Origin of the sequence: Rhodococcus sp. YH3-3 (genome assembly GCF_001653035.1) — a bacterium.
GTDB classification, from domain to species: Bacteria; Actinomycetota; Actinomycetes; order Mycobacteriales; family Mycobacteriaceae; genus Rhodococcus_F; species Rhodococcus_F qingshengii.
Genome location: NZ_BCWH01000002.1, coordinates 559,975 through 585,153, shown reverse-complemented (window position 1 = coordinate 585,153; position 25,179 = coordinate 559,975). Strand labels below are relative to the sequence as shown.

At 63.3% G+C, this 25,179-nt stretch carries 27 protein-coding genes and 1 tRNA gene; 11 read left to right on the top strand and 17 right to left on the bottom strand.

Annotated elements, in window-relative coordinates; genetic code table 11:
* Positions 1-71: 71 nt before the first annotated feature.
* Both YH3_RS15470 and YH3_RS15465 read left to right on the top strand, forming a co-directional pair.
* Positions 72-782 (top strand): FadR/GntR family transcriptional regulator, encoded by a 711-nt coding sequence (locus tag YH3_RS15470; RefSeq protein WP_064443678.1) that lies wholly within the window; start codon positions 72-74, stop codon positions 780-782.
* 53 nt (positions 783-835) lie between these two features.
* Positions 836-909, top strand: a tRNA-Met gene (locus YH3_RS15465).
* Positions 910-1,006: 97 nt separating this feature from the next.
* Here YH3_RS15465 and YH3_RS15460 read toward each other — a convergent pair.
* The 8 genes from YH3_RS15460 to YH3_RS15425 are packed head-to-tail and all read right to left on the bottom strand — an operon-like array spanning position 1,007 to position 7,982.
* The gene (locus YH3_RS15460) at positions 1,007-1,633 is read right to left on the bottom strand and encodes a TenA family protein (protein WP_050654581.1); all 627 of its coding nucleotides are present in this window, start codon (positions 1,631-1,633) and stop codon (positions 1,007-1,009) included.
* Positions 1,630-2,382 carry a glutamine amidotransferase gene (locus YH3_RS15455; protein ID WP_003939869.1) on the bottom strand — a complete coding sequence of 251 codons (753 nt, stop codon included), beginning with the start codon at positions 2,380-2,382 and terminating at the stop codon, positions 1,630-1,632. Before YH3_RS15455 ends, YH3_RS15460 begins: the two co-directional genes overlap by 4 nt.
* Positions 2,375-3,466, bottom strand: a complete 1,092-nt coding sequence (locus YH3_RS15450; protein ID WP_228232250.1) for a phosphotriesterase — start codon at positions 3,464-3,466, stop codon at positions 2,375-2,377. Before YH3_RS15450 ends, YH3_RS15455 begins: the two co-directional genes overlap by 8 nt.
* On the bottom strand, positions 3,421-4,464 hold the full coding sequence (locus YH3_RS15445) for an ABC transporter permease (protein WP_003939698.1): 1,044 nt from the start codon (positions 4,462-4,464) through the stop codon (positions 3,421-3,423). Before YH3_RS15445 ends, YH3_RS15450 begins: the two co-directional genes overlap by 46 nt.
* Positions 4,461-5,231 (bottom strand): ATP-binding cassette domain-containing protein, encoded by a 771-nt coding sequence (locus YH3_RS15440; RefSeq protein ID WP_003939830.1) that lies wholly within the window; start codon positions 5,229-5,231, stop codon positions 4,461-4,463. Before YH3_RS15440 ends, YH3_RS15445 begins: the two co-directional genes overlap by 4 nt.
* A gap of 2 nt (positions 5,232-5,233) precedes the next feature.
* On the bottom strand, positions 5,234-6,241 hold the full coding sequence (locus tag YH3_RS15435) for a substrate-binding domain-containing protein (protein ID WP_019745494.1): 1,008 nt from the start codon (positions 6,239-6,241) through the stop codon (positions 5,234-5,236).
* The gene (locus tag YH3_RS15430) at positions 6,238-7,137 is read right to left on the bottom strand and encodes a PfkB family carbohydrate kinase (protein ID WP_050654580.1); all 900 of its coding nucleotides are present in this window, start codon (positions 7,135-7,137) and stop codon (positions 6,238-6,240) included. The genes YH3_RS15435 and YH3_RS15430 overlap by 4 nt, the downstream gene beginning before the upstream one ends.
* Before the next feature lie 2 nt (positions 7,138-7,139).
* Complete coding sequence (locus tag YH3_RS15425) at positions 7,140-7,982, bottom strand: BtpA/SgcQ family protein (RefSeq protein WP_003940276.1); 843 nt, start codon at positions 7,980-7,982, stop codon at positions 7,140-7,142.
* A 234-nt stretch (positions 7,983-8,216) separates the two neighbouring features.
* Here YH3_RS15425 and YH3_RS15420 point away from each other — a divergent pair, with 234 nt between their 5' ends.
* Complete coding sequence (locus YH3_RS15420; protein WP_064443677.1) at positions 8,217-9,242, top strand: LacI family DNA-binding transcriptional regulator; 1,026 nt, start codon at positions 8,217-8,219, stop codon at positions 9,240-9,242.
* On the opposite strand, the gene YH3_RS15415 is transcribed toward YH3_RS15420, so the two are convergent.
* From YH3_RS15415 to YH3_RS15400, 4 genes are all read right to left on the bottom strand, one after another.
* Positions 9,203-10,285, bottom strand: a complete 1,083-nt coding sequence (locus tag YH3_RS15415; protein ID WP_030536559.1) for a M20/M25/M40 family metallo-hydrolase — start codon at positions 10,283-10,285, stop codon at positions 9,203-9,205. The two genes, YH3_RS15420 and YH3_RS15415, sit on opposite strands and share 40 nt — an antisense overlap.
* Before the next feature lie 26 nt (positions 10,286-10,311).
* Positions 10,312-10,929, bottom strand: a complete 618-nt coding sequence (locus YH3_RS15410; RefSeq protein ID WP_003940455.1) for a sortase domain-bontaining protein — start codon at positions 10,927-10,929, stop codon at positions 10,312-10,314.
* On the bottom strand, positions 10,901-12,598 hold the full coding sequence (locus YH3_RS15405) for a hypothetical protein (RefSeq protein ID WP_064443676.1): 1,698 nt from the start codon (positions 12,596-12,598) through the stop codon (positions 10,901-10,903). Before YH3_RS15405 ends, YH3_RS15410 begins: the two co-directional genes overlap by 29 nt.
* Before the next feature lie 133 nt (positions 12,599-12,731).
* Positions 12,732-13,304 carry a peroxidase-related enzyme gene (locus YH3_RS15400; protein ID WP_003940498.1) on the bottom strand — a complete coding sequence of 191 codons (573 nt, stop codon included), beginning with the start codon at positions 13,302-13,304 and terminating at the stop codon, positions 12,732-12,734.
* 154 nt (positions 13,305-13,458) lie between these two features.
* Between YH3_RS15400 and YH3_RS15395 the strand changes: the two genes are divergently transcribed.
* On the top strand, positions 13,459-14,337 hold the full coding sequence (locus YH3_RS15395; RefSeq protein ID WP_064443675.1) for an AraC family transcriptional regulator: 879 nt from the start codon (positions 13,459-13,461) through the stop codon (positions 14,335-14,337).
* 63 nt (positions 14,338-14,400) lie between these two features.
* Here YH3_RS15395 and YH3_RS15390 read toward each other — a convergent pair whose 3' ends face one another.
* Positions 14,401-15,048 carry a CoA transferase subunit B gene (locus tag YH3_RS15390; RefSeq protein ID WP_003940102.1) on the bottom strand — a complete coding sequence of 216 codons (648 nt, stop codon included), beginning with the start codon at positions 15,046-15,048 and terminating at the stop codon, positions 14,401-14,403.
* Complete coding sequence (locus YH3_RS15385; protein ID WP_030536554.1) at positions 15,045-15,791, bottom strand: CoA transferase subunit A; 747 nt, start codon at positions 15,789-15,791, stop codon at positions 15,045-15,047. The genes YH3_RS15390 and YH3_RS15385 overlap by 4 nt, the downstream gene beginning before the upstream one ends.
* A 171-nt stretch (positions 15,792-15,962) precedes the next feature.
* Between YH3_RS15385 and pcaH the strand changes: the two genes are divergently transcribed.
* From pcaH to YH3_RS15355, 6 genes are read left to right on the top strand one after another with little or no spacing between them, the layout of a single operon-like run.
* Entirely contained in the window at positions 15,963-16,682 is a 720-nt protein-coding gene (gene pcaH, locus YH3_RS15380) for a protocatechuate 3,4-dioxygenase subunit beta (RefSeq protein WP_007730015.1), read from the top strand.
* Positions 16,675-17,316: a protocatechuate 3,4-dioxygenase subunit alpha gene (gene pcaG, locus YH3_RS15375; protein ID WP_042446987.1), complete on the top strand. Its 642-nt coding sequence runs from the start codon at positions 16,675-16,677 to the stop codon at positions 17,314-17,316. The genes pcaH and pcaG overlap by 8 nt, the downstream gene beginning before the upstream one ends.
* A gap of 11 nt (positions 17,317-17,327) precedes the next feature.
* Positions 17,328-18,656, top strand: coding sequence for a 3-carboxy-cis,cis-muconate cycloisomerase (gene pcaB, locus YH3_RS15370; RefSeq protein WP_050654574.1), 1,329 nt, complete (start codon positions 17,328-17,330; stop codon positions 18,654-18,656).
* Positions 18,653-19,834: a 3-oxoadipate enol-lactonase gene (pcaD, locus tag YH3_RS15365; RefSeq protein ID WP_064443674.1), complete on the top strand. Its 1,182-nt coding sequence runs from the start codon at positions 18,653-18,655 to the stop codon at positions 19,832-19,834. The genes pcaB and pcaD overlap by 4 nt, the downstream gene beginning before the upstream one ends.
* Positions 19,831-20,655, top strand: a complete 825-nt coding sequence (locus tag YH3_RS15360; RefSeq protein WP_007730008.1) for an IclR family transcriptional regulator C-terminal domain-containing protein — start codon at positions 19,831-19,833, stop codon at positions 20,653-20,655. Before pcaD ends, YH3_RS15360 begins: the two co-directional genes overlap by 4 nt.
* Positions 20,656-20,679: 24 nt before the next feature.
* Positions 20,680-21,891, top strand: coding sequence for an acetyl-CoA C-acetyltransferase (locus YH3_RS15355; protein WP_064443673.1), 1,212 nt, complete (start codon positions 20,680-20,682; stop codon positions 21,889-21,891).
* Here the strand turns inward: YH3_RS15355 and YH3_RS15350 are convergent, their stop codons facing one another.
* Positions 21,892-22,431 carry a MarR family winged helix-turn-helix transcriptional regulator gene (locus YH3_RS15350; protein WP_099698127.1) on the bottom strand — a complete coding sequence of 180 codons (540 nt, stop codon included), beginning with the start codon at positions 22,429-22,431 and terminating at the stop codon, positions 21,892-21,894.
* A 72-nt stretch (positions 22,432-22,503) separates the two neighbouring features.
* Here YH3_RS15350 and YH3_RS15345 point away from each other — a divergent pair, with 72 nt between their 5' ends.
* Complete coding sequence (locus YH3_RS15345; RefSeq protein WP_054188428.1) at positions 22,504-23,229, top strand: SDR family NAD(P)-dependent oxidoreductase; 726 nt, start codon at positions 22,504-22,506, stop codon at positions 23,227-23,229.
* Here YH3_RS15345 and YH3_RS15340 read toward each other — a convergent pair whose 3' ends face one another.
* The gene (locus YH3_RS15340; RefSeq protein WP_064443672.1) at positions 23,230-23,949 is read right to left on the bottom strand and encodes a dienelactone hydrolase family protein; all 720 of its coding nucleotides are present in this window, start codon (positions 23,947-23,949) and stop codon (positions 23,230-23,232) included. It lies immediately after the preceding gene.
* 46 nt (positions 23,950-23,995) lie between these two features.
* Complete coding sequence (locus YH3_RS15335) at positions 23,996-25,045, bottom strand: ABC transporter substrate-binding protein (protein WP_238592625.1); 1,050 nt, start codon at positions 25,043-25,045, stop codon at positions 23,996-23,998.
* Between the last annotated feature and the right edge of the window lie 134 nt (positions 25,046-25,179).

Below are 25,179 nucleotides of genomic sequence, written 5' to 3'. Positions count from 1 at the left end.
TCTGACCACAGTAATACATCCCCGTACAGGCCCCCCCATAAACGGCGTCCACCCGGTTATGCTCTTGCCTCATGCCGACCGAGCCGAGCCCGCGAGCGTGGGAACAAGTACTGAGCCACCTCGAACGTCGGCTCGTTTCAGGCGAGGTGTCTCCTGGCCAGCGCCTGCCGGGAGAGAGAATTCTGGCAGCAGAGTTGGGCGTCGGACGGTCATCGGTCCGAGAAGCGTTGCGGGTCATGGAAGCACTCGGCCTCCTCAAGGCGCAGACTGGCTCCGGCCCGACGTCCGGCGCGATGATCGTGGCCAAACCGACCGGCGGTATGACCATGCTGATGCGGATGCAGGTTGCAGCACAAGGCTTTCCGGTCTCGGATGTGGTGAAGACACGACTCGTTCTCGAATCCGAGGTGATGCAGTCCCTGGCATCGCGGACCCCGACACCCGACCTCCGCGCGGCCGTCGAACTGCTCGACTCGATGGAGGACACAGCTCTCTCGGCCGAGGAATTCTTGCTACTCGACGCACAGTTCCACGTGGCGCTCGCCGACGCGGCGGGCAATCAGGTGATCGCAGCCATGATGACCGGCCTGCGCGAGTCCATCGAGGCCTACGTTCTCGCGGGCGTCCAGATCGACAGCTGGCCGAGCACCTGCATGCGACTGCGTGACGAACACCGAGGATTGGTGGATGCGGTCAACGCGGGTGACGGCGAACTCGCACGTCAGCGCATAGTCGGCCACATCCGCGGTTACTACTCGGAAAGCGCCCACTCCGGCCGGTGACAGGGGGTGGTAATTGCGCCTCCAGAAGTCGTGTACTGTTGGTTTCACACCGACGCGGGGTGGAGCAGCTCGGTAGCTCGCTGGGCTCATAACCCAGAGGTCGCAGGTTCAAATCCTGTCCCCGCTACAAAGAAGAGGCCCGTAGGTTGCGAAAGCGACCTACGGGCCTTTTGCTATGCGCCTTTATTAACCGCCGGGGGTTAATAAAGGCGCACAGCAGTGGTTCACACCACCACGTTGTGAAAATCGATCTCTGCGACCAGCATGCCGGAGAACCACCGATCCAGGTCCTCGTCGGTGACGGACTCGGGCATGGCGTCCACCTCGCACGCCAGCACCGCCACCTGAGACACGAACGGCGGAGCGACATGCATGTCCACCCAGTCCTGCAACGCTGGTTCGCGATCTACCTTCACTGCCGCCGCCTCCCGGCACCACGACAGATACAGGGTTTCCGCGGCGTACATGCCCACCAGCGCCGCCGCCCTGCCCTCTTCGCGAGCGAGGGCCAAGGCGTGCGTGGACAGCACGGCCGACTCCTCGACCAGCGCCGCTGCGTCACCCTCGTACGGGAAGCGGGAACGCAAGTGCGCGAAATACTCGCGCTGCTCGCCCACCAGGTTCGACATCGACGTCACGTGGTCGAGCGCGTCGTCGAGCGTCGGGGATTCGGCGACCACCAACCCCAACACCTTGACGGCCGTCAGTACAAATGCCTCTTCGATCACGAGGTACCGGCGGAATCCCTCATCACTCAACGTCCCGCCGATGGTGTCCTCGATGAATGGAACCGCCCGCGCGGCAGCGAGATTACTCTGCTGCCGCGCGAGCAGGTCTGAGGAGCGACTCATTCGCCGGCGACCCAACTGATCAAGCCGTCGAACAGGTCGGTGTATCCGGGCCACTGCTCACAGAACTCCGGCGGAGCCCAGTGCGGCGAGCAGTCCGAGGTGAAGACGATCGACCGTCCGGCGCCGTATTCACCGGCAGCGACAAGCGGATCGCCGTTGATGGTGGCGGGAACCACGGCACCGTCCTTCGCGACGACGCGGTTGTATCCCAGGAGCGCCGGCCAGGAATCGCCGGCACCACCGAGAGCCGGGTGAGCAGCATCGACGACGGTGGGAACGATCCCAGCCGGTGTCTCGACGCGATCGTCTTCGGCCAGCATCGTCACGGGCAGTACCTCGGCGATCGCGGTCTGGCGGAAAGCTGCTCGCGCCTGGAACCCGGAGAACGAGAGGTAACCACCGATCATCATCAGTGAGCCGCCGGCGTTCACCCAGTCACGAAGCGCGACAAGGCGATCCTCGCCGGCGCGGAACTGGTCGAACACACCGGGAGCCAGCTGCAGCGAGTTCGCTCCGATGTCGGAGAGAACGACGACGTCGAACTGCGACAGTGCTTCTGCGGTACCGGGGAACTGCGTCGGCACCAGGTGTGCGGGCATGTGTGTCACGTCGTGGCCACGTGAGGTGAGCGCATCCCGAAGCGGGCCGACTCCCTCGACGTAGGAATGGACACTGAACTCGTCGACGCCCTTGACGTGCGTCGACGTCGTCATCCAGCTCTCGCCGGCGATCAGTACTCGTTTACCCATGACTGCTTCTGTTTCCTTTCGCGGCCTGCTCGAAGAGCGACCTCGGGTTGTCTCGCATCAATGCGGACACTTGCTGGGGATCTACGCCTGCGCGCACCAATCGGGCGGCGAAGGCGAGTGGTACGTAGGAGAATCCGTTTCCGCCGTGCTTTCTGAGCATTGATTTGAGGAAGAGGTCGTGACTGAGCAGGAGCTGTGATGCGTGACCGGAGGTGACCAATCCGGCTACCGCAGTGGCTGTTTCCGCCGGATGCGGAGAAAGACCCTCGCCGGGGAAATCGAAAGGCATCCCGATCATGTCGAACTCGAGAAAGACACCGCGGTCGGCGAGCGATCGTTGGTAGTCGGCGTCGTGTCCGGACGGGTCCATGTGGCACAGGACCACTGCTTGCGGATCGACGCCCATCTCGTCGACCACGATGTCGACGACGTGATGTCCCACGCGCTGCCAGCCCGGAAGGTGGACGAACAGGGGCACGTCCACCTCGCGCTGGGCGATGCATGCCGCCCGCAACGCTTTCGCCTCGTTCTGAGTGAAGAGCGGGGAGACTCCGATCTCCCCGATCACGCCAGGAGCCAATTCCTTTGCCGGATCGAACTCCTCGACGAGCGAACCTGCCAGATCGTCGACACCGAGTTCGTGGACCTCGACCGGATGGGTCGTCTCGAGGTACCACCCTGAACCCATGATCACTCGCACGTCTGACTTTCGCGAGAACTCCGCCAGCTTCTCCGGTGCCCGGCCCAGTCCCGGCGGTGTCAGATCGACGATCGTCCGACCACCGAGGCGGGCGAAGTCCGCAAGGTCTTCCACCACGGCCGATCCGTCGTCGACTCGACAATTGTCGAGACTGTAATACGGATTGTCGTGAAGAAGCCAGGCATCCTCGGCGCGTACCGGACCGGCCAACCGCTGTGCCACAACCGGATCCGGGGCCTCGGTGTACGCACCGGTGACGTCGTTGTGCAGATGTTCGTGTGGGAGAACCAGTCCGAGTTCCGAGCTGTCCACGGTTCCCGTGACAGTACGAACCTTGCTCATGAGCGTGCAGGCCCCGACGGTGCGGACTGCAGGTGTCGCCACAGCGCGCTCAGTGTATGTCCGCGCATGTTGATCCAGATGGCCAGTAGCAGAACGACACCGGTGATGATCGGCGTCAGGAACGGGCTCACGCCGAGCAGGGTCAATCCGTTGGCGATGATTCCGGTCAGGACGGCGCCGATGACGGTACCGATCACGGTGCCGCGACCGCCGAAGAGATTGGTGCCACCGAGAACCACCGCGGTGATCACGGTGAGCTCGAATCCCGTTGCGGAGTTGGCCGAACCCGAGCCCAGTCGAGCCGCGATCAGCAGTCCCGCGATACCGGCAGCCAAGCCGGTGAAGACGAGCGTCATCATGAGCACACGACGCGTGTTGACGCCGGACCGTCGCACGGATTCGACGTTGGAGCCGATACCGGTGACATAGCGCCCGAAGCGCATGCGGTTGAGCGCAATTGCTCCGATGACCACGACGACGAGAGCAATCCAGGCGCTGGCGGAGAACCCGAGGAACTCAGCAGTTCCGAGCTTCGCGAAGTAAGTGTCGGCAGGAACCGGAACGGAGAATCCTTCGGTCCGATACAGCGCGATACCGCGAATGACGGACATCGTCGCCAGAGTCACGATGAACGGCGGAATACCCTGATAGGCAGCGAGCCATCCGTTGACCAGGCCCCAGGCCGCACCCATCACCGGGGCGGCGACGAAGACCAGGGACGAATCGACGCCGGCCTGGATAAGCTCGGCACTCATCGCCGCGACGAACGCGACGATCGCACCGACGGACAGGTCGATCTGACCTGCCGTGATCACGAAAGTCATCGCCACCGCGATGATCAGAACCGGAGCGATCTGGGTTGCCAGGTTCGACAGGTTCGTGAATGTCAGGAACGACGACGTGGTCGCCGAGAAGACGGCTGCGACAGCAACTGTCACCGCCAGCATCGCGAGGGTGGGCTTGTTGACGCTGTCCCACAAGGAGGGTTTCGCGGCGAGCTTGCGCTCGATCGGCGCCTGGGTCTTCTCGAGAGTGGTCATGCCGTGGCTCCCTGTGTTGCTGCCGATGTCCGTTGCGGCACCGGAGTTCGAGTGATGAGTCCGACGAGGGACTCGATGTTGAGGTCGCCGATCGGAACGTCGTCGACACTCTGCCCCTCGTACATGACCGTGATTCGGTCACACACGCGGAACAGGTCCTGCAGGCGGTGTGTCACGAGAATGACGCCCACGCCGGCCGCTGCGACGTCCGTGATCAGCTTGAGCACCGACTCGACCTCGGCGACGGCAAGCGCTGCGGTGGGCTCGTCGAGGATCAGTACGTCTGGGCGGAAGGAGACTGCGCGGGCGATCGCGACGGTTTGCCGCTGTCCGCCGGACAGTTGCCCGATCTCCTGGTAGGTCGACTTCACCTTGACATGCAGGTCGGCGAGAATGTGAGCCGCCTTCTCGTGCATGGCATGCCGGTCGAGGAAGGGGCCTTTTCGCGGTTCTCTGCCGAGGAACAGATTGCTGGCGACGTCCAGCGTGTCGCACAGAGCCAGATCCTGGTAGACGATTCCGATCTTCTTCTGCTGGGCGTCGAGAGGCGTCGAAAAGCGCACTGGTTCACCGTTGACGCGCATTTCGCCGCCGTCGTGCTGAACCGCACCGGCGAGAATCTTCATCAGAGTGGACTTACCGGCGCCGTTGTCGCCGACCACTCCGAGTACTTCACCCTTCGCCAGCCGAAGGTCCACTCCTTGAAGGGACTTCACCGGTCCGTACGACTTGGTGATGCCCGAGAGTTCGATCAGTGGAGGTGCCATGATTACTTCTCCAAGTAGTACATGTAGTCGGCCACGTTCTCCGGGGTCACGATCTGGGTGGGAACCGGGATGTTTGCCGGAGCGCCGCGTCCGCAAGCCAGGTCGATTGCCGAATTCATTGCCTCATGGCCGAATTCGAAGGTGTTCTGCTGGACCACGCCTTTAAGCCAACCGGCTTTGAGTCCGCCTACCGCCTGATCCGAAAGATCCCAACCGACTGCTTCGATGCGATCCTGCGCCTTCTGACTGTTGACCGCCGCGACGAGACCGATCAGTGCCGGCTCACCGGTTGCGTAGACGTACTTCATGTCGCCACCGCCGGTCAGCAGGTTCTCCGCTGCGGTCTGTGCGTTCTCCTGAATGTTACGTCCGTCCACGACGGTGCCGACGGTCATTCCGCGGCCGGTCACGGTCTCCGTGAAGCCCTTCTGCCGCTCCAACTGGACAGTACTGTTGAGCGCGCCGACGATACCGACCGTTCCGGTGTTGTTCGCGACGTCGGCCAAGGTGTTTCCGATCTTGGCGCCACCCTCGGCGTTGGCCGTACCGACCTGAGTCGACAGTGCCGGATCGTCGATGGTCGCGTCGACCGCGACGACGGGGATGCCCGCGTTCTTGGCCTTGACCACCGACGGCTTGATTCCGTCCGTGTCGATTGCATCGACGATGATCGCGTCGACTCCGGCGGCGATCAGATTGTCGAAGGCGTTGGCCTGCGCGACGGAATCGTCGTTGCCGCTGATGATCTGCAGGTCGACGCCTGCCTTGTCCGCGACGTTCTTCGCGGCATTGTTGATCTGGTTGAAGTACAGCGCCTGGAGGTTGATGGTCACCAGACCGACCTTGAGCTTGCCGTTCGTCCCGTCACAGCTTTCGGCGACCCGGGTCGGCTGCGGGATGGACGAGCCCCCCGATGCGTCCTTCGAGTCACTCGACGAAGCCGAGTCACAAGCGGTGAGCGTGAGCGCGACTGCAGCTCCCAGCGCCAGAGGCAATGCACGTTTCATCATCGAGTCTCCAAAAGGGTGTGAGGGGTCAATGTTGCTGTGAAGCTGTCCAATTCATCTCGGGTGGGGCATCCGCGGGGGCCTGCGGTGGCGCAAGCCAATGCAGCCGATGCCCCGGCGAGTCGTGCGGCGTCCACCGGTGATCGCCCGGCGTCGACAAAAGCGATGTACGTACCGCCGAAGCAATCACCGGCCCCGACTGCATCGACGACGTCGACCGCTACTGCCGGTTCGCTCGTCACCTCGCCGTCCGGTGTGGCCAGTGTCCAACCTCGCGAGCCGTCGGTCACCAGCAGATGGGTGTGGTGCTCGGCGGCCAGAGTCTGCCACTGGTCGAAACCGATCCCGAACTCGCCTTCCCACAGGGCACGCCCTACGACGACGTGGTCGGCCAGAGCGAACGCGCGCAGTGCCGCGGCTTTGTTTTCACAACCGTCCAGATCGATTACCAGACTTACGCTTCCCGGTAGTTCATCCGGGAGGAAGACCGCACGGTATCCGTCGAGGAACAGTCGTCCACCGCCGGCAGCGGCCAATCGGGTGACGACAACTCCGATGCGTTCGGCATCGTTCGGGTCGTCCTGGCTGATGATGGAGCGATCGCCGTCCTGCGCGATGAGAACAACTGCCGTCGACAGGAACGCATCTCGCGGCGACCAACTGGTGTCGACGCCGTCTGCCTCGAGGGCTTCGAGAAACTCGGTGGACCGCGCGTCCGGGCCCACGGCACCGGCAAAGATCACTTGCGCGCCCATTCTGGCCGCGGATACCGCAGCATTTGCATTCATTCCACCGTCGATCTGACTGATGGCCGTTGCCTGAACGCGCTCACCGAGTACCGGTACGTGTGGGACATGTACCGTCACATCGTTGTTGGCGTATCCACAAAAGACAATCATGGTTACTTTCCTGCGGCCCGGGACAGTTCGCGGACCTTCTCGCCTGCGACCCGTCCCCACCAGCGTCCATTGTCCTTCACCGAGGATGCAACTATCGCGCCGTCGCATTCCTTCATCAGCGCTGCGACATTGGCAGCCGTGATGCCGGAGCCGATGATCACCGGAAGAACGGTGTTGTCTCGGATCACGGAAACCTCGTCGACCGAAGCGGCGTCACCGGTGCGCGAACCCGTCGCGATCAGAACATCTGCGTCGAAGAACTCGGCGTCTTCGGTCTGTTCCGCGACAGTGCGGTCCGCGACAATGGCATGCGCACCGTGTTTGACGTGCACGTCAGCGAAGATCCGGACCGGGTCGGCGCCGATGCGATGGCGGAAGCGCGTCGTCTTGGCCGCCTGACCCTCGATGAATCCCTCATTGGCAATGTAGGCATTTGCCCACTGATTGACGCGCACAAAACTCGCGCCTGCCGCCCACGCTGCGGCCACTCCGCACTCGCCGGCGTTGGACAGGATGCTGACGCCGACCGCCTTGCCGAACTCGCCGACCACCGCTGCCGTGATGACTCCCATGCTGGCGGCGGTTTCGTATCCGTGTTCGCCGGGCTTGAGGAACGGTATGTCCCAGTGATTTTCGACGATCACACCGTCGAAACCGTTGTCGACATACGCGTGTGCTTCCTCGACGGCGAAGCGAGCAATTTCCGAAACCGGCTGCCCGGTGTAGTGCGGGCTGCCCGGCAGGGCCGGGAGGTGAATGGCCCCGATGAGAGATGGCGTGCCGGTGAACATCTCTGCCAGCGCCGAGGGCTTGGGCGGAAAGACTCCGAGCGGTGATGCGGTCACTTCAGCTACCCCATTCCATGCGCAAGATTTGCGCTGTATGTCCATGCACAAGATCTGCACACGATGTAATCGATTGCCTTGATGAATTAGCAGGTTATGCGATCAGCACCGGGTTGTGTCAAGGATTTCACAATTCGAATTTGTAAACGATTGCCTCAATCGCGTTACATGCGGGACACTGGACCGTGCGGTTCGATAACCTCGGACCCGAATCGAGCAGAAAACGGGGGACGCATGCGCAAGGCGACCATTCGCGATGTCGCGGAACTGGCCGGGGTGTCGACGGCCACCGTGTCGCGGGCACTGTCCGGATCCCGCCCTGTCTCGGACGAGCTTGCAGCGACGATCAAACGAGCCGCGGATTCTCTCGGATACTCGGGAAACATCATCGCCAGCTCGCTGCGTCGTAATCGGACGGACACTGTCGGAATGGTGGTTCCGAGTATCGCGAACCCCTTCTTCACTTCGCTGGTGGTCAACGTCGAACACGTCCTCGCTCGGCGCGGACTACAACTGTTCCTGTGCGATTCTCGTTCCGATCCCGACGTGGAAGCGCAGCGACTCAAGTCGCTCGTCTCCCGGCAAGTGGACGGAATCATCATCAGCCCGTGCCACGGCGAACTGAGTGCCGAGGCCGTCCGAGCCAGCGCGGCAACGCTTCCGGTCGTTCAACTGGACCGGTTTGCAATGGATACCCAGACGGACTGGGTCGGCGTCGACGACGACGCCGCTCAATCCCTGGTGATGGAGCATCTGTCGGAGCGTGGCGCGCAATCAGCCGCCTTCATCAGTTCCGAGCTGACCAATTCGTCAACAGAACTTCGCCGGGCCGGCTTCTTCCGCCACGCGGATCGAATGGGCATCGAAACTCGTGACGAGTGGACACAACTCGGCGAGTACTCGATCGAGTGGGGGCGCACGGCATCCAACATCATCCTGACCGGCAAAACTCGCCCCGACGCCCTGGTCTGCGCCGACGACTTGATCGCACTCGGCGTGTTGCAGACCTGTCACGCATTGGGCATCGACGTTCCCGGCGACGTTCTAGTCACCGGTTTCGACAACATCCCGTTCTCTGAATTGTGCAACCCGCCGTTGACCACCGTCGGCCAGCCGCAGGAAAGAATCGCGGAAGAAGCTGTGCGACTTCTGGATCAGGCGATGAACAGCTCTTCCGAGTCGACAGCCCACATCGCGCTTGCTCCTGAACTGATTGTCCGTCAGTCCACCGTCGGCCAAGCGGCGGCAACCGCACCGTAAGCAGCGATCGCATCGTCCAGTTCGGAAACCTTGACGCTTTCGTTGGCCGCATGCATCAGCGAGGGAGTGCCAGGGCCCCAGATCACGACGGGAGCACCAGGGGCGGCGGCGGCCAGTACCGAAGCGTCGGTGAAGTACGAAACCGGTTCGGTTGCAACAGGGATAGGCAGGGTCGCCAACCACGGGTCTGACGCGTCAGTACGCACACCTCCCAGATGAATCGACGTCTCCACCGAGTCGACTTCTGGTTGGGCTCGCCACCACGCGAGCAGGTCGGCGCCGTCTCCCACCGTGCGGTGATCGATCACCGCACGTGCACTGTCCGGCACGATGTTCGGAGCCGAACCCCCGCCGACCAAGCCGAGGTTCCAGGTTTCGGCACCCAGAAACGCGTCGGACGACAGCGGAAGCTCACGCCGGGCTCGGTCGACGACGTCAAGCAGTTTGAGGACGGCGTTGGTTCCTCGCTGCGGTGTACTCCCGTGCGCGGCTTTTCCTTTGACGGACACTTCGAGCCACAGTGCGCCGCGGTGCCCCAGGTTGATGCGATTGCCGGTCGCCTCGGGAACGATGACGGCCCCGACCTCGAGATTCGCAACGGCGTCGGCCGAACGAACAGCCCCGAGCGATCCGATTTCCTCGTCGCTCGTCAGCAACAGCGCGACCGGGACTCCACGTTCGAAAGCGTCGACAACCGCGGCAGTAGCGGCAACAAGGCCGGCCTTCATATCCGATGTCCCTCTGCCGAGGAACAATTCGCCGTCGACCTGTGCGGCATACGGATCGAACTCCCAGTCGGAGACAGTGCCCACCGGCACCGTGTCCACGTGGCAGGCGAACAGGAGTCTGGCTGCCGAGGGTGCAGCTTCGTTGGTGATCAAGGCCCAGGGATGATTGCCGGTCAGGTCTGACTCCACCTTCGCCTGTGGCGCACGTGAGAGAACCAACGAGACAATCGAATCCATCGCCCGCTGTTGAGGAGCGGACTCCCCCGAGACCGTGTCGAGAGCTACCAGTTCCGAGAGAAGTCCGAGGGAATCCATGTACCTATTCTTGCACTGCCACGGATTCAGTGCGCTGCCAGCTGGGCGATGACAACGTAATTGTCGTCGGTCGACTCTCCTTCGACGACATCACAATTGGCGAGGATCAGCCGTCCCGGAACCGATTCGCGCAACTCGTGAGCGCCCAGCAGCGAACCTTTGTGCAGCGGCCCGACTGTTTCGACGTCGTACTCGAGTGTGCCGTTCGGTGTACCCAGGAGAATTCGATCGCCCGGCTCCACTACCCGGAGCGCCCGGAACGGTGCTTCGCGAGTGGTGTAGTTGTGGCCGACCACGACAACTGTTTGTGTGGTCGACGTTCCCGGCATTCCGCTTTCACCCCACCACACCGGCAGTTCGTCGACAGGATTCAGTTGCTGCCCACTCTCGCCGCCGCGCATCAGCTTCTCCGAGTGCAACGGACTGCTCAGGTACGTAACCCCGGACGCAGACCTCAACTCGATCCGCTCGGGTTCTGCCGGATCGACGGTCACCGAAGCCGGTGCAGCCGCGATATGCGACTGCACCGGCGAGCGGTCTGGTAGCGATCCTGCGTTCTCGCCCGAACATCCGGATGCGAGGAGGGCGAGGATCGCTACCGCCGAGAGGCCGGCGCTACGCAGACGTGTTGCCCGGGCCGTCATGACGCTTGCGACGAACAACCACCGTCGTAGCTGCTGCGGCGGCAGCGCCGACGACTCCGACGCCGATCAATACAGCCGGCAGGTTGGAGTTGCTGCTACCGCTGGTGCTGCTGCTTGCGGTGTCGCCGAGAGCAAGATCGACCGGGGGCAGGCTTCCAGCGAGTGCCGGATCGCCGTCGGCGTCGGTGACGTAGTAGTCGACGACGTCGAAGGCTCCCTTGTTGTTGTAGTAGCCGACCAGCTTGACGCCGGTCTTGTTCACTACAGCGGTGGTCTCGTCGACCTTCGTGACTCCGGAGCCGTCGTCGGTGTGCTCACCGATGATCACCTCACCGCCGACGCCTGTTCCGTTGTCGATCTCCTTCTCGCCCTTTGCCTTGAGCTCGTCGACGATCTTCTGCGCTGCATCCGCTTCAGCCTTTGCGGCAGCTGCGGCGGCCTGAGCTTCCTTGGCCTTTGCTGCTGCGGCGTCGGCCGCCGCCTTCGCGTCTTCGGCGGCCAGGTAGAGATCCTGCGCCTTCTTACTCGCTGCTTCGGCAGCTTCGGCCTTCTTGGCGGCTTCGGCAGCCTTTTCGTCGGCGATTGCTCGCTTGTCGGTGGCCGCCTCCCCTGCAGCATCGGCCTCGGCCTGCGCCGTCTCCGCGGCCTTCTGTGCAGCGGCAGCGTCCTTCTGTGCGGAAGCTGCGGTAGCCGCCGCTTCATCTGCGGCCTTACGGGCGGCGGTGGCAGCTTCTACCTCGGTGGCGGCTGCGGACTCGGCTGCCTTGGCGGTGGTTTCGGCGGCGGTGGCCACCTTCTGAGTTTCCTTGACGGTGATCGCGAGCTGCTTGGCATTCCAAGCTGCGGCCAACGCCTGAGCCTTAGCGACGGCTGCCTTCGCGAAATCCCAGTTCTTGAAGGCTTCCTCGGCTTCCTTGTTCTTGTCCGCTACCAGTTTGGCGTTTGCATCCGCGGCAGCCTTCGCCTCATCGGCCTTGGCCTGCAGAGCATTAGCCTCGGCGCGCGCCTTTGCTGCCTCTTCGGTCTTGGGCCCCGAACCGGCGGCCTTCGCAGCCTCCTCGAGTTCAGCAGCCTTGGCTGCGGCCGCGTCGGCTTCTGCCTGAGCTGTTTTTGCTACCTCTTTCGCATCGGCCGCCGCGGACTCCGCAACCTTGGCTGCCTCTTCGGCTTCCTTGGCAGACTGTTCCGCGGCCCCGGCCTCCGCCTTGGCCTTGGTCGATTCGACCGCCGCCTTGGTTGCCTCGACGCTCGCCTGGGTCATTGCCTCGGTCGCCTTCACCGAAGTGTCTGTCGCTGCGGACGAGTCGACCCCTGCCGTCGCGGCTGCTTCGGCGGCCTTCGCTGCCGCGTCGGCAGCTGCCTTGGCTTTTGCTTCGGCTTCCGCCAGTGCTGCAGCGTCCGTACCAGCGGTTTCGGCACTTCCCGTGCCCGCGACCCCGGCTTCAACCTTCTCCGGCGTGGTCTCGGTGCTCGTCGCCGCGTCGGCGTCGGTGGTGGCAGCTGCCTCTTCCTCGGCGCAGGTCACCAGCGGATCAGCGCTCGGGGTACACACGGTTTCCGGCTCTGCCGATGCAATTCCCGTGCCGCCCACCGCCAATCCGAGAGCTAGTACGGCACCGGCGGCCGCAGAGCGGACCCTCCGAGAATGGGCGATGGACTTCTCCGACATAGCGCTCAACCTTTCGGCCTTCTTTACGAAGACGGCAATTCCGGCGTGGACAGCCTTTACTTCGTCGGCTGACTTCCAGACGTTACGACCGGTCGGTCCGAAAAATTGAGAGCTGCTGCTCTACCCGCAGGAATCAGGACCGCGGAACGCGCCCCATCAGGTAGAACTCCGGATTGGGCAGCATGCCGGAGAAACTCGCCATGCGATTGCTGAGCCCGAAGAATGCAGTGATCGCGGCGATGTCCCACGCGTCCTCGTCGCCGAAGCCGTGCACACGAAGGGCGTCGAAGTCGGCGTCGGCGATTTCGTGCGAGGCGGAGTTCACCTTGGTGGCGAAGTCGAGCATCGCGCGCTGACGATCGGAGATTTCTGCGGTGCGATAGTTGACCGCAACCTGGTCGGCAACCAGCGGCTTCTTCTCGTAGATACGCAGAATTGCGCCGTGCGCGACAACGCAGTACGTACATTTGTTGGCCGCAGAGATCGTGGTGACGATCATTTCTCGATCACCCTTGGTGAGTGCGGAATCTTCCTTGAGCATGATCGCGTCGTGGTATGCGAAGAATGCCCGGAACTCGGCTGGGCGCCGAGCGAACATCAGGAAGACGTTGGGCACGAACCCCGACTTCTCCTGGATCTCGAGAATCTTGGCGGCGATGTCCTCGGGCACCTCGGTCAATTCAGCCTGCGGAAATCGGGTGCTCACTGTGCCTCCTGGTCAACCATCGATGTTCGATTCAAGATAATGATGATTAACTGAGTTGTCCAGATGCATTTCCTGCCCTACTTTTTCGGGCACGGATAGTCGGGTACGGCCCAAGTGATCTGCGTAGCGTGAAACCCGTGAACAGGAAGACACGATGATCGACGGACTGAACCGCGCGCTCGACTACATCGAAAGCAATCTGAGCGGCGAGATCGAGACAGCCGAGATAGCAAGGCTGGCAACCACCTCGGAGTATCACTTTCGGAGGATGTTCTCGGCCCTGGCCGGCATTCCCGTATCCGAATACATCCGTCGACGTCGACTCACCCTGGCCGGTGCCGAGTTGTCCGTCAGCAGATCAGGAGTGTTGGAGACCGCCGTGAAGTACGGCTACTCGTCCGCGGAGGCCTTCACACGAGCGTTCACCGCATTTCACGGCGTGAGCCCCGGCGCGGTCAAACGCGCTCCCGCCGTTCTCAAATCCCAACAGAAACTTGTCATTCACGTGACACTGGAAGGAGCCACACCGATGGACTACATGCTTGTGGACAAACCTGCCCTGACGGTAGTCGGGTTCAAGACCCGGGTTCCATTGGTTCACGAAGGTCCCAATTCTGCGATCGAAGATTTCACCCGCTCCGTGGACAAGGTTGCGTTGCGAGGGTTGCGCGAGCTCTCCGATCAGGACCCGTCGGGAATCGTCAGTGTCGTCGACAATTTGGCGCATCCCAGAACCGAAGGCACAGAACTGGATTACTACCTGGGAGTGGTCACCGGCAAACCTTCACCCACGGGTTTCGATGCGCTGACGGTCGACGCACACACGTGGGCCGTCTTCACCGCCGACGGGTCGGAAATCGAATCTGTGCAGTATTTGTGGCGAGATATCTACACGGAATGGTTCCCTGCCAACCCTTTTCGCTCCGTACCTGGTCCCGAGATCATGCGTACCGAATACAACGACGATTTCACCGTCGCACGGTTCGAGCTCTGGATTCCGGTCGAGAGCGAGCTGAGCGACGTCGGGGCGTAAAACAGCCGCCAGGTCGGATGGAAGTCACGACCCGGCGGCTGAGCCATCAGATGAAACAGACTGTCAAAGAATCAGTTTCGCCCCGGTAGCAGCAACCACGTCCTCGACGCTGATGCCCGGCGCCGTCTCCACCAGGCGGAGACCGTCGTCAGTCACGTCGATCACGGCCATGTCGGTGATGATTCGCTGGACGCAGCCCTTACCGGTCAGCGGAAGCGAGCACTTCTCGACGATCTTGTGCTCACCCTTCTTCGAGACGTGCTCCATCATCACGATGACGCGCTTTGCGCCGTGGACCAGGTCCATCGCGCCGCCCATGCCTTTGACCATGTGGCCGGGGATCATCCAGTTCGCGAGGTCTCCGGTGGCACTGACCTGCATGGCACCGAGCACGGCAACGTCGACCTGGCCGCCGCGGATCATGCCGAACGACGCTGAGGAGTCGAAGAACGACGCACCGGGGAGAACGGTGATGGTCTCCTTGCCCGCATTGATCAGCTCGGGATCGAGTTCGTCCTCGGTCGGGTACGGCCCCACGCCCAGAACGCCGTTCTCCGAGTGCAATACAACGGTGATGTCGGTCGGGAGGTAGTTCGGAACCAGCGTCGGCATACCGATGCCGAGGTTCACGTACTGCCCGTCCTCGAGTTCGCGCGCGACGCGGGCCGCCATCTCTTCGCGGGTGAGTTTGGTGGGTAGTACAGAAGTCATGCTCGTACCGTCCGATTCTCGATGCCGACCGTCACGGGGCCGACGTGGACAACACGCTGAACGTGAATGCCCGGCGTGTGGATCTCGGCGGGGTCGAGCTCACCCGGCTCTACGAGGTGCTCGACCTGCGCAATGGTGATGCGCCCCGACGTTGCTGCAGCCGGATTGAAGTTCTGGGTACTCGCGCGGTAGACGAGGTTGCCATGCCGGTCACCTTTCCAGGCATGGACCAGTGCATAGTCGGCGACGATGCCGCGCTCCATCACATAGGTGACGCCGTCGAAGTCACGAGTTTCCTTGGGCGGACTGGCAACTGCGATGCCGCCGCTGCCGTCGTAACGCAGTGGCAGGCCGCCGTCGGCGACCTGGGTGCCGACGCCGGCCGGGGTGAAGAACGCGGGGATGCCCGCTCCCCCGGCGCGCATGCGCTCGGCGAGCGTGCCCTGCGGCGTGAGTTCGACTTCCAGCTCACCGGAAAGGTACTGACGCGCGAACTCCTTGTTGGAGCCGACGTACGAGCTGACAGTACGACGGATACGCCCCTTCTCCAGAAGCACTCCGAGCCCGAACCCGTCGGTGCCGCAGTTGTTGCTCACCGTTTCGAGTGATGTCGCGCCCTGCTCGAGGAGCGCATCGATGAGGATTTCCGGCACTCCGACGAGCCCGAAACCTCCGACAGCGATCGTGACGCCGTCCGGCACGTCGGCGACGGCCTCGGCAGCAGTGGGAATGACTTTGTCCATCATGTCGATCACAGTAGCGCGACCCGTACGTATTGTGAACCCCCGTCCGCATAACGAACATTTCTCGCCCCCGGCATTGCCTGGGTCACATCTACGAACTATTCTGTTCGCAGAGCGCAACACATGTACACATTGCGAACAACTTCACGTAACCGAACGACGAGGTTCCCTATGCTGCATCTCCCGCCGAGGTACCAGCGGCCGACTGGCGTCAACGCCCCGGCCGATTTCGCGGACTACAAGACGACTTCCCTTCGCCACCCGAAGCAGCCGCTGAAGCTGCTCCCCCAGCGGCTCACGGAGCTCACCGGGCCGGTATTCGGCGAGGATCGCGTCGGCGCCGGCGAAAACGACCTGACCATTGCCAACGGCGGCGAAGCACAGGGACAGCGCATCGTCGTTCACGGCCGCGTACTCGACGGCGACGGAAAACCCGTCCCCCACACACTGCTCGAGGTGTGGCAGGCCAACGCCGGTGGACGCTACCGCCACACCGGCGACAACTGGCCCGCGCCGCTGGATCCGTTCTTCAACGGCCTGGGTCGCTGCGTCACCGACGCGAACGGCCACTACAGCTTCACCACGATCAAGCCGGGCGCCTACCCGTGGATGAACCACGACAACGCCTGGCGACCGGCACACATCCATTTCTCGCTGTTCGGCACGGCATTCACGCAGCGCCTCGTGACGCAGATGTACTTCCCCGACGATCCGATGTTCTTCCAGGACCCGATCTACAACGCGGTACCCGAAGCAGCACGTCACCGCATGGTCAGCGTCTTCGACTACGACGCCACAGTCCCCAACTGGGCTCTCGGGTTCCGCTTCGACATCGTCCTGCGCGGCCGTAACGCCTCCGTATTCGAGAACGAGGAAGACCACGATGACTGATCACACCGCGAAGCCCGCACCCACTTATCCGGTCGTCCCCGGCGACTTCACCACCGCCCCCTTCGGTGTCACGCCCTCTCAGACCGTCGGGCCGTACTGGCACATCGGCCTCCCCTGGACGGACGGCCCCGACGCCGCTCCCGCCGATGCCCCCGGACGAATCACGCTGGCCATCACGGTGATCGACGGCGCCCGTACACCCGTCGCCGACGCGATGATCGAAACATGGCAGGCCGATACGCTCGGACGCTTCAACCATCCGGACGATCCCCGTGGCGCAGTGGAGCTCACTCCGGCTGGTTTTCGCGGATTCGCCCGCAGCGCAGCGGATCCCACGGGCACTGCATTGGTCCACACTGTCAAGCCCGGTGCGCAGCCCACTGAAACGGATGCGGACGAGGCCCCACACGTGAACGTGTCGGTCTTCGCTCGCGGCATGCTCGACCGCCTGGTCACCCGCTTGTACTTCCCCGAAGACGCCGACGCACACGCAACAGATCCGGTGCTGTCCTCACTGAGCGAAACCGAACGCGCGAAGCTGGTTGCAACCAAGGTCGACGGTGGGTACTCCTGGACGGTCTATGTTCAGGACGAGGACGCGAACGGCGTCGAGACGCCCTTCTTCGAGCTGTAAGAGGAGTACACATGCCCACTCGCGGCGCACTGTTCGACCCGGTGTTCGGGGCCACCCGTGTATCGGAGCACCTGTCCGACCAGGCGTGGGTCACCGCATTGCTCGACGTGGAGGCCGCACTGAGTTGTGCGATGGCCACAGTCGGGTTGGCGGACGGGGAACATTGCGCCGCGGTGGCTGCTGCCGCGGCCGAACTCTCACAACCGGGCGGTCTGGACATCGTGGCGCTCGGCCGCGCGTCGGCCGCCGGCGGAAATCCCGTCATTCCGCTGGTGAAGATGCTGCGCGAAAGGGTCGGACAGGAAGGTGTGCCTGCCTCCGTGGTGCACCCGGGCGCCACCAGTCAGGACATCATGGACTGTGCGCTGATGCTGTTGACGCGACGCGCGGGCGCGGTGGTTCTGGCCGACCTGACCCGCGCCGCCGATTCCGCCGCCCACCTCGCCCGCCTCCATCGCTCCACTCCGATGGTCGCGAGAACTCTGGGCCAGCAAGCACTTCCGACCACCTTCGGGCTACTGGCATCGAGTTGGTTCACCGCACTCGACGCCGCCGCGATCCGCCTCGAGATCGTGCTGTCCACGTTGCCGGTTCAATTCGGCGGAGCCGCAGGAACACTCGCTGCGTTGTATCCCGACGGGCTCAGGATCGCCGACGCGCTGGCCGACGAACTCGGCCTGGCCAGGCAGGTCACTCCCTGGCACACCGACCGCGTGACCATCGCAGAACTCGCGACCACACTCGGTATCGTCGCCGGCGCCGTTTCCAAGCCCGCCACCGACATCACCGTCATGGCGTCCACCGAACTGTCCGAGGTTGCCGAGAGCGCTCCGGGCGGCTCATCGGCCATGCCGCACAAGCAGAATCCGGTTGCCGCGATCACCGCCCGCGCGGCAGCGCGACGTGCTCCCGCACTGGTGGCCACAGCCCTGTCGAACATGGATCACGAATTCGCTCGCGCCGCAGGCCCCTGGCACGCCGAATGGGAAACCGTCACCGATCTCCTGCGTCTGGCAGGCGGAGCTGCGCACCAGCTTTCCGTGAGCCTCACCGGCCTGCAAGTACACACCGAGTCGATGGCTCGCAATCTCGACATCACCGGTGGCCTGATTCTCGCCGAGCGTGTCACCAAGGCCCTGTCCGCACACACTGATCGAGCGCGCGACATCGTCACCGCGGCAGCCACTTCCGGAACCAGATTGGATCGTGATCCCGCCATCGCAGAGCACCTGAGCGAAACCGAGATCGCCGAACTACTCGACCCCGCACACTATCTGGGCCACGCCACCGATCTGGTCGACCGCGCCCTCGCCGAACGCCCCACAGGAGGATCTCGATGAGCGTCGTTCTCAACTTTCAACAGACCGGCAATCTCGATGCCCCGGCAGTGGTTCTCCTGGGTTCACTCGGATCCGATCTGTCCATGTGGCAGCCGCAGATTCACGCGCTGTCGAATCGCTACCGCGTCATCGCCGTCGACCATCGCGGCCACGGCAAGTCACCGGTGCCTGCGGGCCCCTACTCAATTGCCGATCTCGCCTGCGATGTCATCGCTCTCCTCGATTCGCTCGAACTCGAGTCCGTACATCTCGTCGGGCTCTCCCTCGGCGGCGCTGTCAGCCAATGGATCGCCGCGCACCACCCCACTCGCGTCGAGACGTTGACGTTGATGTGCACGTCCTCGCAGTTCGCCCCGGCTCAGCCGTGGATCGATCGTGCGCAGGCTGTCCGTGCGGACGGCATCGCGTCCATCGCGGCCGCCGTCGTCGGACGCTGGTTCACGCCGGGACTGGCCGAAAACGATCCGGAGCTTGTCGCCCGCCACGTCGCGATGGTCGAAGCCACACCCGACGAGGGTTATGCCGCCTGCTGCGAGGCGCTTTCGACGTGGGACGGCCGCAACGACCTGGCCCGCATCGTCGCTCCGACGCTCCTCGTCGCGGGCGAGCAGGATCCGGCGACGCCTCCGTCGACGTTGGGTGCGATCGCCGACGGCATCGCCGATGCGGTACTGCACGTGGTCGATCCGGGCGCACACCTGGCCAACGTCGAACAAGCCGGGCGCGTCACCAAACTACTTGCAACGCATATTGCCTCGCACACATCTGCGCTCGCCCAACGTAGCGCCGCGGTGTCGGCCGGCATGACCGTACGACGCCAGGTGCTCGGCGACGCCCACGTCGACCGTTCCATTGCCGGTGCCACCGAGTTCACCGCCCCTTTCCAGGACTTCATCACTCGCACGGCGTGGGGTGACATCTGGTCGCGCCCCGGCCTCGATCACCACACCCGCAGGCTCCTCACTCTCGCGATCCTCACTGCCGTCGGCAACGAACACGAACTCGACATGCACATTCGCGCTGCGCTGCGTGCCGGGATCGATCCCGACGAACTCGTGGAAGTATTTCTCCATACCGCGGTCTATGCGGGTGTGCCGAACAGCAACTTGGCTTTTGCGCTGGGAAAGCAAGCACTCGCGGACCTCTCGGCCGAACCTGAGGAGAACGAGACAACATGAGTGAGAACAGCAGCGAGCAAGCGCCGGGACCGTCCCCGGACTACGTGCAGTCGCTGGCCCGTGGGCTTTCCGTCATCAAGGCTTTCGATGGTGAGCACCCGCGTCGCACCCTCAGCGAGGTTGCCCGGCACACCGACCTCACGCGTGCGACTGCTCGCCGCTTCCTACTCACGCTCGTCGAACTCGAATACGTACGTACTGACGGTTCGGTGTTCTGGTTGACGCCCCGTGTCCTCGAACTCGGCTACAGCTACCTCTCCAGTCTGTCCCTTCCCGAGATCGCCGGGCCGCATCTGGAAGCCTTGTCCGCCAAGGTCCGTGAATCCACGTCCGTGTCGATCCTCGACGGTGACGACGTCGTGTACGTGGCTCGTGTTCCGGTCAGCCGCATCATGACGGTGTCCATCACCATCGGCACGCGCTTTCCCGCGTACGCCACATCCATGGGTCGAGTTCTGCTCGCCGGCTTGCCGGACGACGCACTGGACGCCTACCTCGCCCGAGTGTCCTTCGCCCGCCTGACCGGCAAGACCATCTCCACCGCCGACGGACTGCGTGCCGAACTCGAGAAGATTCGCGCCGACGGGTTCGCGATTGTCGATCAGGAACTCGAAGAGGGTCTGCGCTCGCTCGCCGCACCCATCCGGGACGCGACCGGTGACGTGGTCGCGGCCGTCAACATCTCCACCCAAGCCGCCCGCTACAGCGCCGAAGCTGTTCGCGGTGAACTGGTTCCGGCCGCAGTCGCCACTGCGGACGCCATCTCCGTCGATCTCGGACGTACTCAGTCGTCCAACAATCACTCGGCTGCCACCCGCTGACCGAGCAGAACCAAGGAAGAACCAATGCCTGACGTTGTCATCTGTGAACCGCTCCGTACCCCTGTCGGCCGCTTCGGCGGTGTCTTCCGTGACGTAGCCCCGGAAGATCTCGCCTCGACGCTGATCACCGAACTCGTCACGCGTACCGGCATTTCCGGCGCGGAGATCGACGACGTCATTCTCGGCCAGGCTTCGCCGAACGGTGAGGCTCCGGCGATCGGACGCATCGCGGCGCTCAACGCGGGTCTGGGCATCGATGTTCCCGGCATGCAGGTGGATCGCCGGTGCGGGTCGGGATTACAGGCAGTCATCCAGGCCGTCATGCAGGTTCAGTCCGGTGGCAGTGACCTGGTCCTCGCGGGCGGTGCCGAGTCGATGAGCCAGGCCGAGTTCTACGCAACCGGAATGCGTTGGGGCGTCAAGGGTGAAGGAGTTGCGCTCAGCGATCGTCTCGCGCGCGCCCGCGTCACAGCCGGCGGACGTGACTTCCCGGTTCCCGGCGGAATGATCGAAACGGCAGAGAACCTGCGCGCCGAGTTCTCCATCAGCCGCGAGGATCAAGATGCACTCGCGGTTCAGTCCCATCAGCGTGCAGTCGCAGCACAGAAGAACGGCGTCTTCGCCGAAGAAATCGTTCCGGTATCCGTTCCGCAGCGCAAGGGCGAGGCCCTGCTCGTCGACACCGACGAGCATCCACGCGCCGACACCTCGATGGAATCGCTTGTGCGCCTTGGTCCCATGCGCGCAAAGATCGACCCCGACTCCACCGTGACTGCAGGTAATGCCAGCGGTCAGAACGACGGCGCAGCACTGGCGATCGTCACCACCGCCGACAAAGCTCGTACCCTCGGACTGCGACCGCTCGCACGCCTCGCGAGTTGGAGCGTTGCGGGCGTTCCGCCGCGCACCATGGGCATCGGCCCCGTACCGGCGTCGGAGAAGGCACTCGGCCGCCTCGGGCTGTCCCTGGCGGACATGGACGTCATCGAACTCAACGAAGCCTTTGCGGCACAAGCACTTGCAGTCCTGCAGAGTTGGAATCTCGAGGCCGACGACCCACGCATCAACCCCAACGGCTCCGGCATCTCCCTCGGACATCCGGTCGGAGCTACGGGTGGACGAATCCTGGCCACCCTGTTGCGCGAGATGGACCGTCGCGAAGCGCGTTACGGCCTCGAGACGATGTGCATCGGCGGCGGGCAGGGCCTGGCTGCGGTCTTCGAGCGCCTGTCCTGATCAAGCCCCGACGTGCGCGACGCCGGAGTCACCGAGTTCGCCGCGTAGGCCGTCGAGAAAGACACGCAGCAGTTCGGTGAGTTCGGCCTGCTGCTGCTCGGTGAGAATCGACGTCAGTTCGGCTTCACGGCCGAGAACTCGGTCCACCAATTGCTCCACCAGCTCGTGACCGGCGGCAGTGAGGGTCACGAGCACTATTCGTGACCCTTGCGCGGCGGAGGACCTCTCCACCAGACCCGCGTTCTCCGCGCGCGCGAGTCGCTGCGAGATCGCACCGGCCGTGACTCCGGTCTGCTCGGTGATCTGGCGAGTCGTCAACTGATACGGCTCGCCGGATCGCCGCAGGACACTGAGTAGGTCCAGCGTGGCTGTGTCCGCACCGGCCGAGGCGAGTACCCGTCGGCGATCCTCACCGAGCAGCTTGGCGCACATCCACAGCCTGGTGACGATGCCGATACCCTCCACGGGCGTGCCCGGCCTTTCGCGAAGCCACGCCAAGGCAACCGCGTCCACCGCGTCGTCCGGGTTGTAGTCGCCCACCACTGCACACCTCGTTTAGCTCTAAATGATACGTTCTTCGTATAGGTCTAAACGTAGCTCACGGAGGTAGGCATGACACGCACAGTTCTGGTAACCGGCGGCGGAACAGGGATCGGGCGCGCAGTTGCAGCGGCGTTCGCCCGGGACGGAGACACCGTTTTTGTCACCGGCCGACGCACGGAACCACTCGAAAAGACCGCGGAGGAGTTGGGCGATAATGTTCACGCCTTGACTTGTGACAACTCCGACCCGAAAGACCTGAAGCGGCTGCAGGATTCGCTTCCGGGAACCATCGACGTCGTGGCGCACTGCGCCGGCGGTAACACGGACTTCGATCGTGAAGCGCCGTCAGATCTGGAATCCCTGGCCGCCGGGTGGCGGGCCAATCTGGACTCCAATCTGATCTCGGCAGTGTTGACCACAGCAGCAGTTCGAGATCGAATCCCCAGTGGCGGTGCCGTCATCACCATCGGATCGATTGCCGCCGACAAGGGAGCTGGAGCGTACGGCGCTGCCAAAGCAGCAGTTGCGACGTGGAATGTCGATCTGGCCGCCGAACTGGGCCCAGAAGGCATCACGGCGAACATCGTCTCCCCCGGTTACATCGCCGACACCGAGTTCTTCCGGGACTTTCTGACGGACGAGCGTCGCGCGATGCTGATCGAATCCACCAGCACCAAGCGCGCCGGAACCCCGGACGACATCGCATCAGCCGTCCATTTCTTGGCCTCACCGGGTGCCCGGCAGATCACCGGTCAGGTATTGGCAGTCAACGGCGGTGAGAGAACCAGTCGCTGATCACGCCAGGTGGCGCTCGAAGAACGAGTCGATTCGCTTCCAGGCATCCTGCGCTGCAACAGGATCGGGACCGATTCCGAGGATGCGCTCCAAAGGATGAAGCACCTTGGGTCCGGCCTCCGCGTCGTTGAGGAACGCGTGGCCGGCGGTGGGGTACTCCTTGACGTCGTTCTCGATACCGGCATTGCTGAGCGCCGTCTCCAGCTTCGCTGCCGCGCCCCGGAGCGAAAAGTCCTTGCCTCCGAAACTCCCGACGATCGGGCACGCATCCACCACGGCCTCATCGAGTTTGCGTGGAAGCTGACCGTAATTGACCGAGGCAGCGTCGAAATCTCCGGCGCTGACCATCGCGAAGCCGCCGCCCATGCAGAATCCGATGACACCAATCTTTCCGGTGCAGTCCGGGGATTCCACCAGCCAACTGCGAGCGACTTCGATGTCGGTGAACGCCTTGCCGTGTCCTCGAAGCATCGACGTCATGGTGGGCACTAGGCACCGCTTCGCCCCGCCCGCGCTGTAGAGGTCGACAGCGAGCGTCAGGAATCCCGCAGCGGCCAGCCGCTTGGCTTGCCGCTGCATCACCTCCTCGAGCCCGAAGGCCTCGTGAATCATCACTACCCCCGGCCACGGGCCGGGGGTAGTGGGGGTTTCGAGTATCGCTCGCAGCGGTTGTGATCCGCCGACTACTGCGGCGCGGCCCGTCAGATCTATGTCCACCATGTTTCGATGCTAGGCCGACGCGGCGTCAATAGGCTCGGAAGCGAGGTCAGGGGAGCTGTTTTCCCTGGCCCGCCGCAAGCCCGGTCAAGACCCCGGCGAGCTGCGGCAAGGCGTACGGCGCGCTCAGTGGACCGAAATTATCGACAAAGGCATTCGAGAGCAGAAGTTCGACCGGCGCATAGGATCGCGCCTTCACCGCGGGGAGGTTCTGGAAAACTGCGAAGTTCTCCAACCTCGTCGTCGCTTCCTGATCAGAAGCGAGGCTGAGCAAAATGTCTGCGGGTGCGAGTACCTCCGCCTGCTCCATCGACAGCGCAGTCATCTGCTCGGCGTTGTATCCGCGATAGTCGAGTCCGAGTTCGCGCAGCAGAGCCCCGGGCGCACTGGCATCCCCCTGCACATACAACTGATCGCCGTACATCGAGCCGATCATGATCGTCTTGCCACCCAAGCCGTTCAGGGAAGCTGCGGTGTCGGAGATCAGAGCGTCGGTCCGGGCGATCGCTGCAGCAGCAGCCTCGTCGACAAAAGCTGCCTGCCCGACCATGGCGACGCCGTCACGCCACGAGGTGGTCCAGTCCAGCGCGATGACCGGAGCGATCTGACTGAGCCTCTCGGCTGCAGGTTCGAGATAAGTCTTCATTCCGATGATGAGGTCCGGCGAGTAGCGCGCGATGATTTCCGGGTTGATTTCGCCTGTGGTGCCGAAGCTTTCGAGGTCGGCTATTCCCGCGGTGCTCTGCCAAGGCAGTGAACCGCGGTCCCACGATCCTGTGTTGCCGTAGGCGACTGGGTGAACGCCGAGCGAGAGCAGGAATTCCAGATCCGTGAAGTCGCTGGCAACAACGATCCTTTCCGGCTTTCCCGAGATCGTGGTGGTTCCGAGCGCATTGATCACCTCACGTTGTTCGCCGGCATCAGAAGCATCTGATGTAGTCGAACACCCCGCAAGGATGGCGGCCGCTGCCACTGCGCCGACCCCGAAGAACCCACGGCGACTGAGCTGGTCCACAAGTTCAGACGTCGTGGATTCACAAATCGTTCCGTACATGTATGCACTCTCCTTCTCGGCGACTGCTGCGCGCGCCGAGGGCACAGCGAAAGAGAGGTTAGCCCACCCTCATCTTCCATAGGGTTCCTACGTTTGCGATTCCGAGAGATCGGAGCGATAAAAATGGACCGTTCTCGAGCGGACAAGTACATTCCCGCTGATCTATCACCGCAGGCAGT

Bases quoted from the DNA above. Each gene is read 5' to 3' on its own strand.
- YH3_RS15470 (WP_064443678.1), top strand. From the start codon at position 72: ATGCCGACCGAGCCGAGCCCGCGAGCGTGGGAACAAGTACTGAGCCAC.
- YH3_RS15460 (WP_050654581.1), bottom strand. From the start codon at position 1,633: ATGAGTCGCTCCTCAGACCTGCTCGCGCGGCAGCAGAGTAATCTCGCT.
- YH3_RS15455 (WP_003939869.1), bottom strand. From the start codon at position 2,382: ATGGGTAAACGAGTACTGATCGCCGGCGAGAGCTGGATGACGACGTCG.
- YH3_RS15445 (WP_003939698.1), bottom strand. From the start codon at position 4,464: ATGACCACTCTCGAGAAGACCCAGGCGCCGATCGAGCGCAAGCTCGCC.
- YH3_RS15440 (WP_003939830.1), bottom strand. From the start codon at position 5,231: ATGGCACCTCCACTGATCGAACTCTCGGGCATCACCAAGTCGTACGGA.
- YH3_RS15435 (WP_019745494.1), bottom strand. From the start codon at position 6,241: ATGATGAAACGTGCATTGCCTCTGGCGCTGGGAGCTGCAGTCGCGCTC.
- YH3_RS15430 (WP_050654580.1), bottom strand. From the start codon at position 7,137: ATGATTGTCTTTTGTGGATACGCCAACAACGATGTGACGGTACATGTC.
- YH3_RS15420 (WP_064443677.1), top strand. From the start codon at position 8,217: ATGCGCAAGGCGACCATTCGCGATGTCGCGGAACTGGCCGGGGTGTCG.
- YH3_RS15415 (WP_030536559.1), bottom strand. From the start codon at position 10,285: ATGGATTCCCTCGGACTTCTCTCGGAACTGGTAGCTCTCGACACGGTC.
- YH3_RS15410 (WP_003940455.1), bottom strand. From the start codon at position 10,929: ATGACGGCCCGGGCAACACGTCTGCGTAGCGCCGGCCTCTCGGCGGTA.
- YH3_RS15405 (WP_064443676.1), bottom strand. From the start codon at position 12,598: ATGTCGGAGAAGTCCATCGCCCATTCTCGGAGGGTCCGCTCTGCGGCC.
- YH3_RS15395 (WP_064443675.1), top strand. From the start codon at position 13,459: ATGATCGACGGACTGAACCGCGCGCTCGACTACATCGAAAGCAATCTG.
- YH3_RS15390 (WP_003940102.1), bottom strand. From the start codon at position 15,048: ATGACTTCTGTACTACCCACCAAACTCACCCGCGAAGAGATGGCGGCC.
- YH3_RS15385 (WP_030536554.1), bottom strand. From the start codon at position 15,791: ATGGACAAAGTCATTCCCACTGCTGCCGAGGCCGTCGCCGACGTGCCG.
- pcaH (WP_007730015.1), top strand. From the start codon at position 15,963: ATGCTGCATCTCCCGCCGAGGTACCAGCGGCCGACTGGCGTCAACGCC.
- pcaG (WP_042446987.1), top strand. From the start codon at position 16,675: ATGACTGATCACACCGCGAAGCCCGCACCCACTTATCCGGTCGTCCCC.
- pcaB (WP_050654574.1), top strand. From the start codon at position 17,328: ATGCCCACTCGCGGCGCACTGTTCGACCCGGTGTTCGGGGCCACCCGT.
- pcaD (WP_064443674.1), top strand. From the start codon at position 18,653: ATGAGCGTCGTTCTCAACTTTCAACAGACCGGCAATCTCGATGCCCCG.
- YH3_RS15360 (WP_007730008.1), top strand. From the start codon at position 19,831: ATGAGTGAGAACAGCAGCGAGCAAGCGCCGGGACCGTCCCCGGACTAC.
- YH3_RS15355 (WP_064443673.1), top strand. From the start codon at position 20,680: ATGCCTGACGTTGTCATCTGTGAACCGCTCCGTACCCCTGTCGGCCGC.
- YH3_RS15345 (WP_054188428.1), top strand. From the start codon at position 22,504: ATGACACGCACAGTTCTGGTAACCGGCGGCGGAACAGGGATCGGGCGC.
- YH3_RS15340 (WP_064443672.1), bottom strand. From the start codon at position 23,949: ATGGTGGACATAGATCTGACGGGCCGCGCCGCAGTAGTCGGCGGATCA.